The organism is Ruegeria arenilitoris (assembly GCF_013035425.1).
Lineage (GTDB): Bacteria > Pseudomonadota > Alphaproteobacteria > Rhodobacterales > Rhodobacteraceae > Ruegeria > Ruegeria arenilitoris_A.
This window is the reverse complement of sequence record NZ_WQHX01000004.1, coordinates 172,450-188,328: the sequence shown is the minus strand read 5'-3', so window position 1 is coordinate 188,328 and position 15,879 is coordinate 172,450. Positions and strand designations below refer to the sequence as shown.

Sequence of the window (15,879 nt, the reverse complement as noted above, 5' to 3'; positions counted from 1 at the left end):
CGGTTTGTAAACCTTCCCCCTAGCGCCAAGCCCTCGCTTCCACTAAATTTTCCTAGGAAACTGTGATGAGGGGGCATCATGTCCGGTTCCGGAGTTCAAAAATTCGCTTATGTGGCGTTGTTGGTGGTGATGTTTGGCGTTTGCACCGGCCTGCTGGGAGGCTTGTAACAGCATGGCTAAGCGGTATGGCGGGAAATTCAGCCCTCAGGGCGGGTCCGAGCCGGACGCACAGCCTCCGCGCGGACAGTTTGACGGTGCACGCGTCGAACCCGCAGGCGCACGCGCGAACGTCTTGTTCGTACCAGCTATTCCACTTGTATTTTTGTCCCTAAATGATGGTGCTATTGGCATGACCATCGGACTAGTGGCAGCAGGTTTGCTGACGGCTGCGGCTTTTCTGCTGCGCGAAGGATTGCGTGCCGAGGCAGCTTATAACGAACGACGGACGGCCCGGCGCCCTGCTTTTCCCCGAAAGATCAGTGCAAGTGTTCTGACTGGTTTGGGAGTTGCGCTAGCATCTTACCGAACTGAATTGATAAGCACAGACGCCGCCATGCAGCCGAGCTTGCTGGCTCCGATCTTGTTTGGTGGAGTCGCGACCGTTTTGCACTCGGTTTCGTTTGGCTTTGATCCGATGAAGGACAAGGGCATGGAAGGAATAGACACTTTCCAGCAAGACCGCGTAGCCCGGGTCGTTGAAGATGCGGAAACACATCTGTCTGAAATGACGGATGCCATAAAACGGGCCGGAGATCGTAGGATCGAAGCACGTGTAGAAAAATTTCAGACAACAGCCCGAGATCTGTTTCGCACGGTCGAGGAAGATCCGCGCGACTTGGCGGGTGCACGAAAATACCTGACGGTGTATCTGCAGGGCGCACGCGACGCGACGGTAAAGTTCGCAGATGTTTACGCCAGAACGCGCGACCCCCGAGCGTTAGCAGATTACTCGGCTTTACTGGACGATCTTGAACAGAATTTCGCGGCGCGAACCAGAAAAATGTTATTGGATGATAGAAGCGACCTGACGGTCGAAATTGATGTGTTGCGCGAAAGGTTGCAGCGCGAAGGAGTCCGGCTTGACTGACCGGCCAATATTTGAGCGAGGATTTACCCAATGTCCGAAGACATCAAGAACAAGGCCGTTGAAACAGAAACTCTGGTTCAGGAAGTGACAGCCGTCGCGCTGCCTGAACCAAAGGCCGAAGTCGTTACGCTGGAAGAGGCTGACGAAGCCGTCAGTGCAGAGATCCGAAAACGCATGGACGAGATCGACATGGACAACACGAACTCGATCGTTGCTTTTGGATCTTCAGCCCAAGCAGAACTGCAGGAAATCAGCCAGGCCATGCTGGCAGATGTGAAGAACAAGGATGTAGGGCCTGCTGGTGATAGCCTTCGTAACATCGTAACCACCATTCGGGGGTTTTCGGTCAGCGAACTTGATGTTCGTCGCGAACGCAGCTGGTGGGAAAAATTGTTGGGCAGAGCCGCTCCATTTGCCAAGTTCACCGCCCAGTACGAAGAAGTTCAGAACCAGATCGACAGGATCACTGACGATTTGTTGGGGCATGAACATACCTTGCTAAAAGACATCAAATCACTGGATTTACTCTACGAAAAGACCTTGGGATTTTATGATGAACTGGCGCTTTATATTGCTGCTGGCGAAGAAAAACTGACTGAACTGGACAGCCACGATATTCCTGAAAAAGAAGCTGAGGTCGAGGCCGCCCCAGAGGACGAACAGGTAATGAAAGCGCAGGAATTGCGCGACCTGCGCGCTGCACGAGATGATCTGGAACGCCGCGTTCACGATCTGAAATTGACACGGCAAGTAACAATGCAATCTCTGCCCTCGATCCGACTGGTGCAGGAAAATGACAAATCGCTTGTTACCAAGATCAATTCCACGCTGGTAAACACTGTTCCACTTTGGGAAACCCAATTGGCGCAAGCCGTGACGATCCAACGAAGCGCCGAAGCTGCGGCGGCAGTCCGGGATGCAAACGATCTTACGAATGAGTTGCTGACGTCCAACGCGGCCAACCTGCGGCAGTCAAACAAAATGATCCGAGAAGAGATGGAGCGTGGCGTTTTCGATATTGAGGCTGTCAAAAAGGCCAACGCCGACCTGATTGGCACGATCAACGAAAGCCTGGCAATCGCAGATGAGGGCAAAGCCAGACGAGCTGCTGCTGAGGAAGAATTGCAAAAAATGGAGGCGGAACTGCGCGATACACTGGCATCTGCCAAAGCTCGCAAGGACGGTCTGGGCGACACCGCCAACACAGCAGTCCCCAGCTGAGGTTGGGGGCCATGGTCCCGAAAGGACATCAATTTAGATTGACCTTTGGGGTCATTGCCCTGCTGGTGGTGGCAGGGTGCGAAGACGTGGTTCCAACCGTCACCGCGCCCCAACCTGAACCCGTCCAAACTGTTGAAACCGCCAATGCTTACGTGCCGCCATCGGCGGCCAGTCAGGATTTGGCAAGGTTCTACAAGCGAGTAGAACGCGATTTGCAAACGCGCGGACTGCTAAGGACCGACGGGGGCGGGCCTGACACACCGTACGAATCCGATGATCTGGCCAGAAACTTCGAAACAATCGCTTTTTACAGCGAATACCCGGACGATATTGCCTCGGTTGGCGCCCGGCGGACAGACGGGCAACTGAGCCGCTGGTCGAGCCCCGTGCGCATCCAGCCCGAATTTGGTCCCTCGGTCCCACCGGAAGTGCGAAACAAGGATCGGGAGGACGTTTCCAATTATTCCAAGAGATTGGCCAGATTGACCGGTCATCCTATTTCGACCGTCAGTCGAAACGGAAACTTTCATGTGTTTTTTGCGGGCAAGGATGACGGTAGCTATGTCGTTGGTCGCCTCAAACAGTTAGTCCCGAATATTGGACAAAGCACCTTGGACCTGATCGCTAATCCGCGCCCTTCTTTTGACTGTTTTGTATTCGCCTCTGCCACGAACTCGGCGCCGAACGTTTATGTGCGTGCTGTCGCTTTAATTCGGGCCGAACTACCCGATCTTGTGCGGTTAAGCTGCATCCACGAAGAAATCGCGCAAGGTTTGGGCCTGCCAAACGACAGCCCGGCTGCCCGGCCTTCGATATTCAATGACGACGATGAATTTGCGTTACTGACAAGTCATGACGAACATCTGCTGAAATTATTGTACGATCAACGTTTGCAACCAGGCGTCTCGGTGGAAGACGCACGTCCAGTGGTGCGGAACATTACCCGTGAATTGATGGGGTTATAACGTTGACCCCAAAAACAGGAGAACCCCAATGGGAATATTCGATTTTCTGACCGGAGAATTCATTGACGTCATTCATTGGGTGGATGACACGCGGGATACCATGGTCTGGCGCTTCGAACGCGAAGGTCACGCGATCAAATACGGGGCCAAGTTGACTGTCCGCGAGGGTCAAGCAGCGGTTTTTGTGCATGAGGGGCAGTTGGCGGATGTTTTCACTCCGGGCCTTTATATGCTCGAGACCAACAACATGCCGATACTGACTACGCTGCAGCATTGGGATCATGGTTTCCAATCACCATTCAAGTCCGAAATCTATTTCGTCAACACAACCCGCTTCAACGATCTAAAATGGGGAACAAAAAATCCAATCATGTTGCGGGACCCAGAGTTTGGGCCGACCCGTATTAGGGCCTTTGGCACGTATACGGTACGAGTGAAGGACCCAGCGAAGTTCCTCGTCGAGATCGTTGGCACTGACGGCGAATTTACAATGGATGAGATCAGTTTTCAGATCCGGAACATAATCGTTCAGGAATTCAGCCGAGTGATCGCAGGCTCCGGAATTCCGGTCCTCGACATGGCCGCAAATACGGCCGACTTGGGCAAACTCATCGCGGCCGAGGTGTCACCTGTTCTTGAGGGCTACGGATTGGAAATGCCCGAGTTCTACATTGAGAACATATCATTGCCTCCGGCAGTCGAAGCCGCGCTCGACAAGCGGACTTCGATGGGTTTGGCAGGCGATCTGGGCAAGTTCACACAATATTCTGCCGCCGAAGCGATGACGGCCGCGGCCAACAACACTGGCCAAGGCGGGGGTATGGGCGCAGGATTGGGAATGGGCATGGGAATGGCAATGGCGAACCAGATGGCAAACATGGCATCGGGCCAGCCAAGTGGCCCATGGGGTGCGGCGGCATCATCACAACCCTCCACTCCGACGACTCCACCGCCGCCTCCGCCCGTTGAACATGTTTGGCACATAGCCGTCGATGGCCAAACCAGTGGGCCGTTCTCCAAGGCCAAGATGGGTCGAATGGCGACCGAGGGAGAGATCACGCGGGACACACATGTCTGGACGGCTGGTCAGGACGGATGGAAAAAGGCAGGCGATGTTCAGGAACTGGCGCAACTGTTCACGATTCTGCCCCCACCGCCGCCCGGCGCGTAGACACGGATTTTCTGCCCAAAAAACAAGGTGATCCGCGCTATGAGCACTGAAGAACACCGTTTCCCCTGTAACCAATGTGGAGCGGATTATCGTTTTGATCCAGCCAACGGAACGCTGACCTGCGATCATTGCGGAAACTCGGAACCTATCGGTGACGGGCCTTGGGGTGGCGCCAACTTACGAGAGTTGGATTTTGACGCCGCAGTGGCGGATCGCTTACCTGACAGCGAAATCGAAGAAACTCGGATTCTGACCTGCCCCAACTGCGCTGCGCAGGTCGAATTCGACCCGAACACGCATGCAGCGGAATGCCCGTTTTGTGCCACGCCAGTTGTCACGGACACCGGCATCAGCCGCCATATCAAACCCCGCGGCGTCCTGCCTTTCGCGCTGGACGAGCGATCTGCAAATAAGGCCATGAGTGACTGGCTGGGACGTCTATGGTTCGCGCCAAATGGCTTGAAAGACTATGCGCGCAAGGGCCGGAAAATGCAGGGTATATACGTTCCATATTGGACATTTGATGCTGATACCAAATCGTCTTACCGGGGCGAGCGAGGGACGGTCTATTACGAAACTCGCACAGTCGTTAAGGACGGGAAACGCGTTCAACAACAGGTGCCAAAAATCAGGTGGTCACCAAAATCCGGTCGTGTGGCCAGATTCTTTGATGATGTTCTGGTTCTGGCTTCGCGATCTTTGCCAAAGTCCTACACCGATGCTTTGGAACCATGGGACCTGCCAGCGCTGGAACCTTATCAGCCAGAGTATTTGGCGGGTTTTCGGGCCGAAGCCTATACCGTCGAACTTCGCGAGGGCTATCAGGAGGCCCGGAGTTACATGGCACGCGTTATCGAAAGGGACGTTCGATTCGACATCGGAGGTGATCGTCAGCGCATCCATGCGGTCGAAACTGACGTTCGGGATGTCACTTTCAAACATATTCTGTTGCCGGTTTGGATGGCGGCATACAAGTATCGCGGACAAACCTACAGGTTTGTTGTCAATGGCCGCACCGGGCGCGTGCAAGGGGAAAGACCTTGGTCGGCAATAAAGATAACGATTGCGGTGACTTTGGGGCTAATAGTTGCCGCTGCGATTGGTTATATGGCAGCGACCGGTCAACAGTAATTTCTATGCGCTTGCTTGAGTTCGAAACGGAGTGCATCTTCCTGAACTGAAACAGGGAGTGACCGTTTGACCATCTCAGTTTTGAATCAATTGCTGCGGGGACGCTACTCGTGCAGAGCCTTTCGACCCGATCCAGTTCCTAAGACAGAGATTGAGCAGTTGCTCATTAGCGCGGGACGTGCACCAAGCTGGTGCAACGCGCAACCTTGGAAAGTAGTCGTTGCCACCGGAGATGAAACAGACAGGTTCCGTAGAGCATTGCAGCAGGAGGCGACCAACCGCCCACCTGCCCCAGATATGCCGTTCCCAACAAGCTACTCCGGAGTTTACCAGGATCGCCGGCGCGCGTGCGGCTGGGCGTTGTACGAAGCGGTCGGAGTCAAAAAAGGCGACCGCGAAGCGTCCCAACGACAGATGATGGAAAATTTTGCCCTGTTTGGAGCTCCGCATTGCGCAATTCTATCCAGTCCCGTTGAGCTGGGTTCTTATGGCGCCATGGACTGCGGAGGTTTCGTAACGGCCTTTTCCTTGGCCGCTCAATCGCTTGGTTTGGCATGCATTCCCCAGGCCGCCGTGGCTTCTTATGGGCCGTTTCTGCATCGCTACTTTGACATATCGGATGACCGGCTGATCCTTTGTGCTATTTCCTTCGGCTACCCTGACACTGACCATCCAGCTAACGGGTTTCGAACCGACCGCGTACCCTTGGGTCAATTCGTTGACTGGCGTGGCTAACAGATAAGACAGAGGATCATATCGTTCATGCGAGCATTGTTGCAAAGAGTGTCGAAGTCTTCTGTATGGACCGATGGTGCCTTGATCGGTCAATCCGGCCCAGGTCTGATGATCCTTGTTTGTGCAATGCACGGAGATGGTCCAGAGAAGGCCGCTCAACTGGCGCAAAAAATAGCTAAGCTACGGATATTCAAGGACGAAGTTGGAAAAATGAACAGATCGATCCTGGATGTTGGCGGCTCGGCTCTGGTGGTCAGTCAGTTTACCTTGGCCGCCGATACGACGCGTGGCAACAGACCCGGCTTTTCGGACGCGGCCCCTGCAGCGGAGGGTGAGCGTCTTTTCAATGCCTTCGTCTCAAACCTCGCTGACCACGGGATTCCTGTGGAAACTGGAGCTTTCGGAGCGGACATGTCGGTTGAACTCGTCAACGATGGTCCCGTGACAATCTGGATGGAAAACTGATGAGGGGCGAAAGCGCGTCACCCGACTTTGCCGCAGGAACTCAACCAACTGAAAGGAAGTCGACCATATGACTCCAGCTGCCAATTCGCTGCGCGACATCGAAGATCTTCCTGACATGGGCATCAAAATGTCCGACGGTTGCCGATTGTCAGCGCGGATGTGGATGCCTTTGGACGCAAAAGAGGACCCTGTTCCTGCCATTCTTGAATACTTGCCCTACCGGAAACGCGACGGCACGGCGACCCGCGATGCCCTGACCCATCCGTGGTTTGCCAAGCGTGGATATGCCTGCGTCCGCGTTGACATGCGCGGCAATGGTGACAGCGAAGGGTTCATGGAAGACGAATACACCCAACAAGAGCTGGACGATGCAGTCGAGGTCATTGACTGGTTGGCACGGCAGCCATGGTGCAATGGCTCGGTAGGTATGATGGGCATCAGTTGGGGAGGGTTCAACGCCCTTCAGGTGGCAGCGATGCAGCCTGACGCCCTGAAAGCGATCATAACCTTATGCTCGACAGCGGACCGGTACGCCGACGACATACACTACAAAGGTGGCTGCCTTTTGAACGAGAACTTGGGCTGGGGCGCAACGATGTGGTCTTATTCCTCTCGTGCGCCTGACCCGGCACTACGCAAGGATTGGCGCGAGATTTGGGAAAAGAGGTTGGAAGCAGAACCATTTCTGCCGTCAGTCTGGCTGCGCCACCAAACACGTGATGACTATTGGCGGCACGGTTCCGTTTGTGAAGACTTCAACGCAATCAGTGCTGCAACTTTGGCGATTGGCGGTTGGGGCGATAGCTATAAAAACACTGTGCCGTTACTGGTCGAAAGACTAGCGGCTGTTACAAAAGGGATCGTTGGGCCTTGGGTTCACAAATACCCTCATTTCGCAGTTCCCGAACCCAGGATTGGGTTCTTGCAGGAAGCTCTTCGATGGTGGGACCGTTGGCTCAAAGGTATCGAAACCGGCGTTGAAAATGATCCCGATTATCGGGCCTACTTAATGGATGGCGTTCGTCCGGCACGATGGTATTCCGAACGACCGGGGCGTTGGATCGCCGAGTCAAATGGCGCAACTGCGCATATAACGCCCTTAAAGATGACTTTTAGCAACCTTGGGCTCGACAAGACCGGTCCGCTGGACCAACGCGTTAGCTCGCCGCAACACTGTGGAATGGAAAGTGGAGAGTTCTGTGCCATTTGGCTAGGCCCCGACATGCCGGGTGATCAACGCGCTGATGATGCCCTGTCGGTTTGCTTCGATGGCCCCGGGTTGACCGAAGATCTGGACATAGTCGGCGCACCTCGGGTTCGGTTAAGTCTAAGTTCCGATAAACCGCAAGCACAGGTCGTGGTACGTCTGAATCATGTCCATCCCGACGGTGCCTCTACCAGAATAACTTATGGTGTGCTCAATCTGACCCATCGCAATGATCATGCACGGCCCAAGGCTCTAGCGCCCGGTCAAACTTATGAAGTGACGCTTGACCTTGATCATATTGCTTATCGCGTTCCGAAAGGCCACAGCCTGCGCGTAGCCATTTCCAACGCCTATTGGCCGTTGATCTGGCCGTCGCCCGAGGTTACCGAACTTCACTTAAGTGACGGCGATATCACCATACCGGTGAGACCGACCGCCGAAACCGATGAATGGTTATTTGCCCCGGCTGAAAGCGACGCGGAGCGCAAGCTTACGACTTTGCGGACTGCGACAAATTCAAGACGTATTGAAACGGACATGAACACAGGCCTGCTTCACCTGACACTTGAAGATGACTTCGGCCTTGCCCGAGACGACGAACACGGCCTGATCAGTGGAGGAAGCGCCAGCGAATCATGGTCGATCCATCCTGATGATCCATTATCAGCACGAGGCGAATGTACTTGGGTGCAGGAGATGGTCCGAGGGGACGTGAACCTCAGAACCCAAACCAACTGTGAAATGTGGTCAGATCGTTCCGATTTTCATCTTCGAGCCAGTATAATGGCCTACGAGAACGGCAAGGTAATCCATTCCCGCCAGATCGAAGACACGATACCGCGGGAACAAGTGTAAATCCGGCATGAAACTCGATTTACATTAAATCTTGCCCGATGAGCGGAAATGCGCAACTTTGACCCATGCGTCAATAAAAGCCCGTAAGTGGCTTGATCCAACCAATTGGGAGATTTTGGATGAACGAACAACTCACTCACATGACCAAAGAGGTGACGGCTGGTAAGCTGACACGTCGTGAATTCATGGGCAAAGCTGCGGCCTTAGGAGTTTCCGCTGCGATGGCCAGCACAATGTTCGCAAACGCCGCGCGCGCGGCTGGCCCGAAAAAGGGCGGAGATCTGAAGTTCGGCCTTCAGGGCGGTGAATCGACCAATTCTCTTGATCCAGCAACCTATGCAAGCTCAGTTCCGTTCCAGAATGGTAAACAGTTCGGTGACCAGCTGGTCGAAGTCGCGCCGGACGGAACGATTGAACCTCGGCTCGCAGAAAGCGTCGAAGGTAGCGCCGACGCCAAAGTTTGGACGTTCAAACTGCGCCAAGGGGTTGAGTTCCACAACGGCAAGACCATGACCAGCGAGGACGTGCTGAAAACAATGCAGCGCCACTCGAACGAAGATTCAAAGTCTGGTGCTCTGGGCATCATGAAGGGTATCGAGTCCATGAAAGCGGACGGTGACAACTTCCAGGTCACTCTGACCGAACCGAACGCGGATTTGCCCTATTTGATGGCCGACTACCACCTGATTGTTCAGCCAGACGGCGGCATGGACAATCCAGGTGCCGGCATCGGAACCGGTCCTTACAAGCTGGAGGTAGATGAGCCCGGTGTTCGCCACATGTACACCAAGTTTGAAAACCACTGGAACAGTGATTTTGGCAATTTCGACAGTGTCGAAGTCGTGGTCATCAACGACGCGACAGCGCGTACCGCGGCGCTGCAGTCGGGACAAGTTCACGCCATCAACCGGGTCGAACCAAAGGTGGCCGATTTGCTGGGTCGCGCGCCGAATCTGACCGTGCATTCGACCGCTGGCCGCGGCCATTATGTGTTCATCATGCATGTGGACACGGCACCTTTCGATAACAACGATCTGCGTTTAGCGTTGAAGTATGCCATCAACAGAGAAGAACTGGTTGAAAAGGTACTGCGCGGTTACGGCTCGATCGGTAACGACATGCCAATCAACGCAGCATATCCGCTGTTTGATGAAACTATCCCGCAGCGTGAATTCAGTGTTGAGAAAGCTGCAGAGCATTACGCGAAATCCGGCCATGACGGATCACCAATTATTCTGCGTGTTGCAGATGGAGCATTCCCAGGTGCCGTAGACGCTGCGGCGTTGTTCCAACAGTCCGCTGCGCAAGCTGGTATTCCGCTGGAAATCAAGCGCGAACCTAATGATGGATACTGGTCCGAAGTCTGGAACGTGCAGCCTTTCTGCGCCTCTTATTGGGGTGGCCGTCCGGTACAGGATCAAATGTATGCAACTGCTTACTTGTCGACCGCCGACTGGAACGACACAAGGTTCAAGGTTCAGGCGTTTGACGATCTCTTATTTGCAGCTCGAGCCGAGCTTGATCCGGAAAAGCGCAAAGGCATCTACAGCCAGATGGGAATGATGGTCCGCGACGAAGGCGGCCTGATCTGCCCAATGTTCAACGATTTTGTAGAGGGTATCAGCAATCAGCTCGACGGCTGGGAGACTGATCCGACACAAGAGATGATGAACGGCAACATGTCCCGCAAGATGTGGTTCGTCTGATACGGACGACAGATAATGCACCCCATCATCAAATTGGTTTTCCAGCGCCTTGCGCTGGGAATCCTCCTGCTCTTCGGTGCATCGGCTCTGATATTCGGCCTCACCGAAGCCCTGCCAGGGGATGCCGCCCAGGCTGTCCTTGGTCAAGCTGCAACCCCCGAAGCGTTGGCAAATCTGCGCGAGGAAATGGGCCTGGATCGCCCTGCCCTAACCCGCTATTTCGAATGGTTAGGGGGTATCCTGCAAGGCGATCTTGGCCAGTCGCTGACGAATAAGCTCGACATCGCGGAGTCTGTCGGCAGTCGATTAGGCAACACGTTGTTTCTAGCCTTTTGGGCAGCGATCGTATCTGTGCCTCTGGCTATTTTTTTGGGTCTTCTAGCTGTGCGTTACCGCGACCGCTGGCCGGACAAGCTGATTTCGGCAGTGACCCTTACAACTATATCTATTCCTGAGTTTTTGATCGGTTACGTGCTGGTCTACTTTATCGCGGTAAAGCTCGGCATGTTCTCGCCGCTTGCCATGATCAATGAATCAATGACGCTGGGACAAAAACTGAATTCGATTGCTTTGCCAGTCATTGTGCTAACCATGGTGGTTTTGGCTCATATGATGCGGATGACCCGCGCCGCAATCCTGAACGTTATGCAGTCGGCTTACGTTGAAACGGCCGAGTTAAAGGGCCTGAACAATTTCAAGATTATCTATCGCCATGCATTGCCCAACTCCGTCGCACCCATCGTAAACGTGGTGATGCTGAACCTCGCTTATCTCGTTGTAGGCGTCGTAGTTGTCGAGGTCGTTTTCGTTTATCCCGGCATGGGACAGTACCTTGTGGACCACGTGACCAAGCGCGACGTGCCAGTAGTACTGGCCTGCGGGGTCATTTTCGCGGCGATATATATCGGGCTGAACATGATTGCGGACATCGTTGCCATTCTGGCCAACCCAAGGCTGAGGCATCCGAAATGAAGAACATCCCAATTTCCGCAATGATCGGGCTGGCTTTTACAGCCTTGTATTTCGTCATCGCTATTTTCGCACCCTTGCTTGCCCCGTATGGCATGGCCGAAGTTGTTGGCGATGTCTGGGAACCTTCGAGTTCGGAATTCTGGCTTGGGACCGACAATATCGGCCGCGATCTGCTTAGCCGGATGATCTATGGCGGGCGTACTACGATTTTCATCGCGACGGCCGCAACGATCCTCAGCTTCGTGACCGGTTCGATACTTGGATTTCTAGCCGCAGTTCTTGGTGGTTGGGCCGATCAAGTAATGTCGCGTGCCGTAGACCTTGTCATGTCAATACCATCGCTGATCACAGCATTGGTTGTTCTTGCAATGGTACCTGTCACTATTCCGGTTCTTATCGTGGTGATGGGTCTGTTGGACGCAACGCGCGTTTACCGGTTGGCCCGTGCGGTTGCTGTCGATATCGCCGTTATGGACTATGTTGAGGCCGCCAAACTACGTGGTGAAGGCCAAAGTTGGATTATTTTTAGGGAAATCCTGCCTAATGCCTTGTCTCCGTTGGTTGCGGAACTCGGTCTGCGATTCATCTTCATGGTTCTGTTTGTATCGACCCTTTCCTTCCTGGGCCTGGGTGTTCAACCGCCACTGGCAGATTGGGGCGGCATTGTTAAGGAAAACAAGGATGGCATTGTCTACGGTATCGGCGCGGCCCTCTACCCTGCCGTGGCCATCGCCACACTGGCGATATCGGTTAACCTTGTAGCTGACTGGGTTCTGAACCGAACCACATCGTTGAAAGGAGGTCGGGGATGAGTGATACCCTTCTCAAGGTCCGCGACCTCAAAATCGGTGCCACGGTCTACCCGCCGGGTGAAAAACCACATGACATCGAAATCGTGCATGGGGTCAGTTTTGACCTCGAACGAGGCAAGGTTTTGGGCCTGATTGGTGAATCAGGCGCAGGTAAATCTACCATCGGTCTGGCCTCGATGGCCTACGGCCGAGGAGGTGTTGAGATCACAGGGGGCGAAGTTTGGGTCAACGGACGCGATATTCTAAAAACCTCTGTTGGTGACATTCGCAATTTACGCGGCGGTGAAGTTACCTATGTTTCGCAATCTGCTGCGGCATCTTTCAATCCTGCGAAAAAGATCATGGATCAGGTGGTAGAAGCTGCGGTCGAGCATAAAAAGTTTTCTCGTAAGGAGGCTGAACGGCGGGCGCGTGAATTATTTGCAAAATTGGGCCTGCCTGATCCTGACAACATAGGTGATCGCTATCCTCACCAGGTTTCGGGCGGACAGTTACAGCGATGCATGACAGCGCTCGCGCTCTGCCCTGAGCCCGACTTAGTAGTATTCGACGAACCCACTACGGCGCTGGACGTTACGACTCAAATCGACGTTCTTATGGCCATCAAAGAAGCCATAGCCGATACAGGTGTCGCAGCGCTCTATATCACGCATGACCTTGCCGTTGTGGCGCAGGTGAGCGATGACATCATGGTTCTTCGCATGGGTGATACGGTTGAGTATGGCGATACCGATCAAATAATTAATAACCCACAAGAAGAATACACCCAGGCTTTGGTCTCAGTTCGTTCCATCGAACACGACGAGAAAAAGCCTACGCCAGAACCAGTGTTGAGCGTCGACGGGATCACTGCACGCTACAAAGGGCTGAATTTCGACGTGCTACATAACGTCAATGTGGAACTGCACCCCGGACAAACACTCGCTGTTGTTGGAGAATCCGGATCAGGTAAGTCGACGCTGGCCCGCGTTGTAACGGGACTACTGCCGCCACGCGACGGCGATATAACGTTTGCCGGGCGCAAGCTCAGCTCTGATCTGAAAGGACGCAGCCGTGAGGATCTGCGAGAGTTGCAGATGATCTACCAAATGGCTGACGTCGCGATGAACCCGCGTCAGACGGTTGGAACAATTATCGGGCGTCCGCTGGAATTCTATTTCAACATGCGTGGTGCGGAAAAACGCAAACGGATTATCGAGTTGCTGGATGAGATCGAACTGGGTGAGAAGTTCATGGATCGCTATCCCGCCGAGCTGTCCGGCGGGCAGAAACAGCGTGTCTGTATCGCTCGTTCACTTGCTGCTAAGCCCAAGATGATCATTTGCGATGAGGTTACCTCTGCGCTCGACCCATTGGTGGCAGACGGCATTCTCAAGCTGCTGTTGGATTTGCAGAAGATTGAGGATGTGGCTTATCTGTTCATTACCCACGATCTGGCGACTGTGCGTGCGATCAGCGATAGTATAGCGGTCATGTATCAGGGACGCGTGGTTCGATATGGCTCCAAGAGCCAAGTGTTGAGTCCACCGTTTGATGACTACACCGACTTACTGCTCAGCTCGGTTCCCGAAATGCATTTAGGTTGGCTGGAAGAGGTCGTCGCGCACCGCAAAATGGAAAGCGCAGGAAACTAATCCAACGTTTGGAAGTCGCAAGAAACTTTAAATCCCGGCACTCTGCTCAAGCTTGTGTCGGGATTTTACTATTCAAGGCGTGAACAGGCGATCCAACATATATCAAACAGTTAACGTGCCAAGAGAAAGCCATCCGCTGGGAACAAGCTAATGAAACGTAAACTGCTGCTGATCATTCTGGATGGCGTCCCGTGGCGCAATTTCCGCCGTCTATTCGGGAACCTTGAAGGATGGGTCGATAGCGGTGAAGCCAGAATTTGGAAACACCGCTCGGTGCTACCGTCGACTTCCGCAAGTTGCTACGCTTCCATTCACACAGGTGTTTCTCCGCAAGAGCACGGTTGCACCGGAAACGCCAATGTCTTTCGCCTGAATCACAAGGACATCTTCAGTCAGGTGCGCGAGGCTGGTGGCGTCACCGGCGCAGTAGCGCACAGCTACTGGTCCCAGTTCTTTAACCGACACCCATACGATTACGTCCGCGACGTTGAATATGACGAACCCGAAAGCACGACGATAAACCACGGTCGGTTTCATTCGATGACAGGTTATGGCAAGGCCAATCAGATGACGCCATGCGACGTGGACCTGTTCGCTTCTCTAACCAATCTTTGTCTGCGGTTTGAACTGGACTACGGCCTCTTACACACCTGCACGCTTGACAGCATGGGGCATCGGTTCTTTCACGAAGGCGAAGAAATGGATCACGCCTGCTTTGTCATGGACGAGATGCTGGCGCCTTTTATAACTCGCTGGAGGAAGATGGGTTATGAGGTAATTGTGACTGCCGATCACGGTCAGGACGAACGCGGCCACCACGGGGGGCGCAGCCAGCTGCAGCAAGAGACGGCGCTTTATTACTTTGGTGACGCCGTAGGTCCTGAGCCGGACGTCGTGGTTGATCAGTTGCAGTTGGCGCCAACAATTCTGGATCGAATCGGTGCGCCACTGGCTGATACGATGAAGGCGGATACTTTTCTGCGCTAGTACTCAATCATAAGGCCAAAGGCCCTGTCCCAAGGCCTCGATTGCTACCGATATTCGTTCGAAACTGTCGGCTGCACGCTTCACTGATGTTCGGGCGCGCAAATAACCATGAATCAAACCGGATTCATTTATCCAACAGGCCGTCCCGCCTGCCGCTGTAATCCGTTTGCAGTAAGTGGCACCATCATCGCGCAGAGGGTCGCAATCGGCTGTTACAACGACAGTTGGCGGCAGCCCGACAAAATTAGTGTCATGTAGCGGTGCAAAGCTGGGGTCCCCTTCAGGGATATTGCCGCCACATCGAACCCGTTCATAAAACAGAACGTCTTCACGGGTCAGAAGCGGTGCGTGCGCGTGCTCGACGTACGACCCCTTTGATGTGTCACCTCCTAATCCGGGGTAGATCAGGACTTGTCCCAGAATGTTTTCCACTCGATCTCGTGCATAGTGCGCCAGTGCCGCAGCGAGATTGCCGCCGGCGCTATCGCCAACCAAGACAATGGGATCGCCAAACTTACGAACCACCCAATTAAGAGCGTCCCAACTGTCCCGGAACTGTGCGGGATGCGCGTGTTCAGGGCAAAGCCTGTATTCCACAGCAACGATCCGATAGCCGGTTTGCGCGCAAAATTCGGCGCAAACATCGTCGTGACTGTCCAACCCACCAACAACAAAACCGCCACCATGAAAATAGACAACTGTTCTTGTTGGAGTACCGGCCGTATAGACCCTGACGGGAACGCTATCGGCCGACATATCCTGTGTTATCACGCCGTTTGGTCTTGGTTGGCGAAAATCGGCGCACATCCGGTCATACAGGCGGCGCTGATCCGAAATAGACAACTCGACCGCATCATCGGGATAGCTTTCGGCAGTGCGGCGTATGAACGCCCATGTCTCTTCGTCGATTAGGCGCTCATAGTTCATTGTC

General features: G+C 54.0%; 14 protein-coding genes. 13 read left to right on the top strand and 1 reads right to left on the bottom strand.

The genetic code is table 11. The annotated features are described in order from the left end of the window. Positions 1-172: 172 nt before the first annotated feature. The 13 genes from GOV45_RS13355 to GOV45_RS13295 all read left to right on the top strand — a co-directional run bounded on the left by GOV45_RS13355 (position 173) and on the right by GOV45_RS13295 (position 14,948). Positions 173-1,087 carry a 5-bromo-4-chloroindolyl phosphate hydrolysis family protein gene (locus tag GOV45_RS13355; protein ID WP_170478641.1) on the top strand — a complete coding sequence of 305 codons (915 nt, stop codon included), beginning with the start codon at positions 173-175 and terminating at the stop codon, positions 1,085-1,087. Positions 1,088-1,117: 30 nt separating this feature from the next. After that, entirely contained in the window at positions 1,118-2,308 is a 1,191-nt protein-coding gene (locus GOV45_RS13350) for a toxic anion resistance protein (RefSeq protein WP_170478639.1), read from the top strand. 11 nt (positions 2,309-2,319) lie between these two features. After that, entirely contained in the window at positions 2,320-3,273 is a 954-nt protein-coding gene (locus tag GOV45_RS13345; protein ID WP_170478636.1) for a DUF2927 domain-containing protein, read from the top strand. A 28-nt stretch (positions 3,274-3,301) separates the two neighbouring features. Next, positions 3,302-4,444 carry an SPFH domain-containing protein gene (locus GOV45_RS13340; RefSeq protein WP_170478633.1) on the top strand — a complete coding sequence of 381 codons (1,143 nt, stop codon included), beginning with the start codon at positions 3,302-3,304 and terminating at the stop codon, positions 4,442-4,444. Positions 4,445-4,483: 39 nt separating this feature from the next. Continuing rightward, positions 4,484-5,575 carry a TFIIB-type zinc finger domain-containing protein gene (locus tag GOV45_RS13335; protein ID WP_170478630.1) on the top strand — a complete coding sequence of 364 codons (1,092 nt, stop codon included), beginning with the start codon at positions 4,484-4,486 and terminating at the stop codon, positions 5,573-5,575. 66 nt (positions 5,576-5,641) lie between these two features. Then, positions 5,642-6,310 (top strand): nitroreductase, encoded by a 669-nt coding sequence (locus GOV45_RS13330; RefSeq protein ID WP_170478627.1) that lies wholly within the window; start codon positions 5,642-5,644, stop codon positions 6,308-6,310. A gap of 27 nt (positions 6,311-6,337) precedes the next feature. After that, a complete protein-coding gene (gene dtd / locus GOV45_RS13325) occupies positions 6,338-6,775 on the top strand; it encodes a D-aminoacyl-tRNA deacylase (RefSeq protein WP_170478624.1) in 438 nt (145 codons plus the stop codon). Positions 6,776-6,842: 67 nt separating this feature from the next. Continuing rightward, a complete protein-coding gene (locus GOV45_RS13320) occupies positions 6,843-8,837 on the top strand; it encodes a CocE/NonD family hydrolase (RefSeq protein ID WP_170478622.1) in 1,995 nt (664 codons plus the stop codon). A 119-nt stretch (positions 8,838-8,956) separates the two neighbouring features. Continuing rightward, on the top strand, positions 8,957-10,543 hold the full coding sequence (locus GOV45_RS13315) for an ABC transporter substrate-binding protein (protein WP_170478620.1): 1,587 nt from the start codon (positions 8,957-8,959) through the stop codon (positions 10,541-10,543). Positions 10,544-10,558: 15 nt separating this feature from the next. Beyond that, a complete protein-coding gene (locus tag GOV45_RS13310; protein WP_170478618.1) occupies positions 10,559-11,515 on the top strand; it encodes an ABC transporter permease in 957 nt (318 codons plus the stop codon). Further along, entirely contained in the window at positions 11,512-12,327 is an 816-nt protein-coding gene (locus GOV45_RS13305) for an ABC transporter permease (protein ID WP_170478616.1), read from the top strand. Before GOV45_RS13310 ends, GOV45_RS13305 begins: the two co-directional genes overlap by 4 nt. After that, positions 12,324-13,961, top strand: coding sequence for an ABC transporter ATP-binding protein (locus tag GOV45_RS13300; protein WP_170478614.1), 1,638 nt, complete (start codon positions 12,324-12,326; stop codon positions 13,959-13,961). Before GOV45_RS13305 ends, GOV45_RS13300 begins: the two co-directional genes overlap by 4 nt. 150 nt (positions 13,962-14,111) lie before the next feature. Continuing rightward, positions 14,112-14,948 (top strand): alkaline phosphatase family protein, encoded by an 837-nt coding sequence (locus GOV45_RS13295; RefSeq protein ID WP_170478613.1) that lies wholly within the window; start codon positions 14,112-14,114, stop codon positions 14,946-14,948. Positions 14,949-14,951: 3 nt separating this feature from the next. Here GOV45_RS13295 and GOV45_RS13290 read toward each other — a convergent pair whose 3' ends face one another. After that, positions 14,952-15,875, bottom strand: coding sequence for an alpha/beta hydrolase fold domain-containing protein (locus tag GOV45_RS13290; protein ID WP_170478610.1), 924 nt, complete (start codon positions 15,873-15,875; stop codon positions 14,952-14,954). Between the last annotated feature and the right edge of the window lie 4 nt (positions 15,876-15,879).

What these genes read in the sequence shown, in the direction of transcription:
- GOV45_RS13355 (WP_170478641.1), top strand. Translation starts at nt 173, where the DNA reads ATGGCTAAGCGGTATGGCGGGAAATTCAGCCCTCAGGGCGGGTCCGAG.
- GOV45_RS13350 (WP_170478639.1), top strand. Translation starts at nt 1,118, where the DNA reads ATGTCCGAAGACATCAAGAACAAGGCCGTTGAAACAGAAACTCTGGTT.
- GOV45_RS13345 (WP_170478636.1), top strand. Translation starts at nt 2,320, where the DNA reads ATGGTCCCGAAAGGACATCAATTTAGATTGACCTTTGGGGTCATTGCC.
- GOV45_RS13340 (WP_170478633.1), top strand. Translation starts at nt 3,302, where the DNA reads ATGGGAATATTCGATTTTCTGACCGGAGAATTCATTGACGTCATTCAT.
- GOV45_RS13335 (WP_170478630.1), top strand. Translation starts at nt 4,484, where the DNA reads ATGAGCACTGAAGAACACCGTTTCCCCTGTAACCAATGTGGAGCGGAT.
- dtd (WP_170478624.1), top strand. Translation starts at nt 6,338, where the DNA reads ATGCGAGCATTGTTGCAAAGAGTGTCGAAGTCTTCTGTATGGACCGAT.
- GOV45_RS13320 (WP_170478622.1), top strand. Translation starts at nt 6,843, where the DNA reads ATGACTCCAGCTGCCAATTCGCTGCGCGACATCGAAGATCTTCCTGAC.
- GOV45_RS13315 (WP_170478620.1), top strand. Translation starts at nt 8,957, where the DNA reads ATGAACGAACAACTCACTCACATGACCAAAGAGGTGACGGCTGGTAAG.
- GOV45_RS13310 (WP_170478618.1), top strand. Translation starts at nt 10,559, where the DNA reads ATGCACCCCATCATCAAATTGGTTTTCCAGCGCCTTGCGCTGGGAATC.
- GOV45_RS13305 (WP_170478616.1), top strand. Translation starts at nt 11,512, where the DNA reads ATGAAGAACATCCCAATTTCCGCAATGATCGGGCTGGCTTTTACAGCC.
- GOV45_RS13300 (WP_170478614.1), top strand. Translation starts at nt 12,324, where the DNA reads ATGAGTGATACCCTTCTCAAGGTCCGCGACCTCAAAATCGGTGCCACG.
- GOV45_RS13295 (WP_170478613.1), top strand. Translation starts at nt 14,112, where the DNA reads ATGAAACGTAAACTGCTGCTGATCATTCTGGATGGCGTCCCGTGGCGC.
- GOV45_RS13290 (WP_170478610.1), bottom strand. Translation starts at nt 15,875, where the DNA reads ATGAACTATGAGCGCCTAATCGACGAAGAGACATGGGCGTTCATACGC.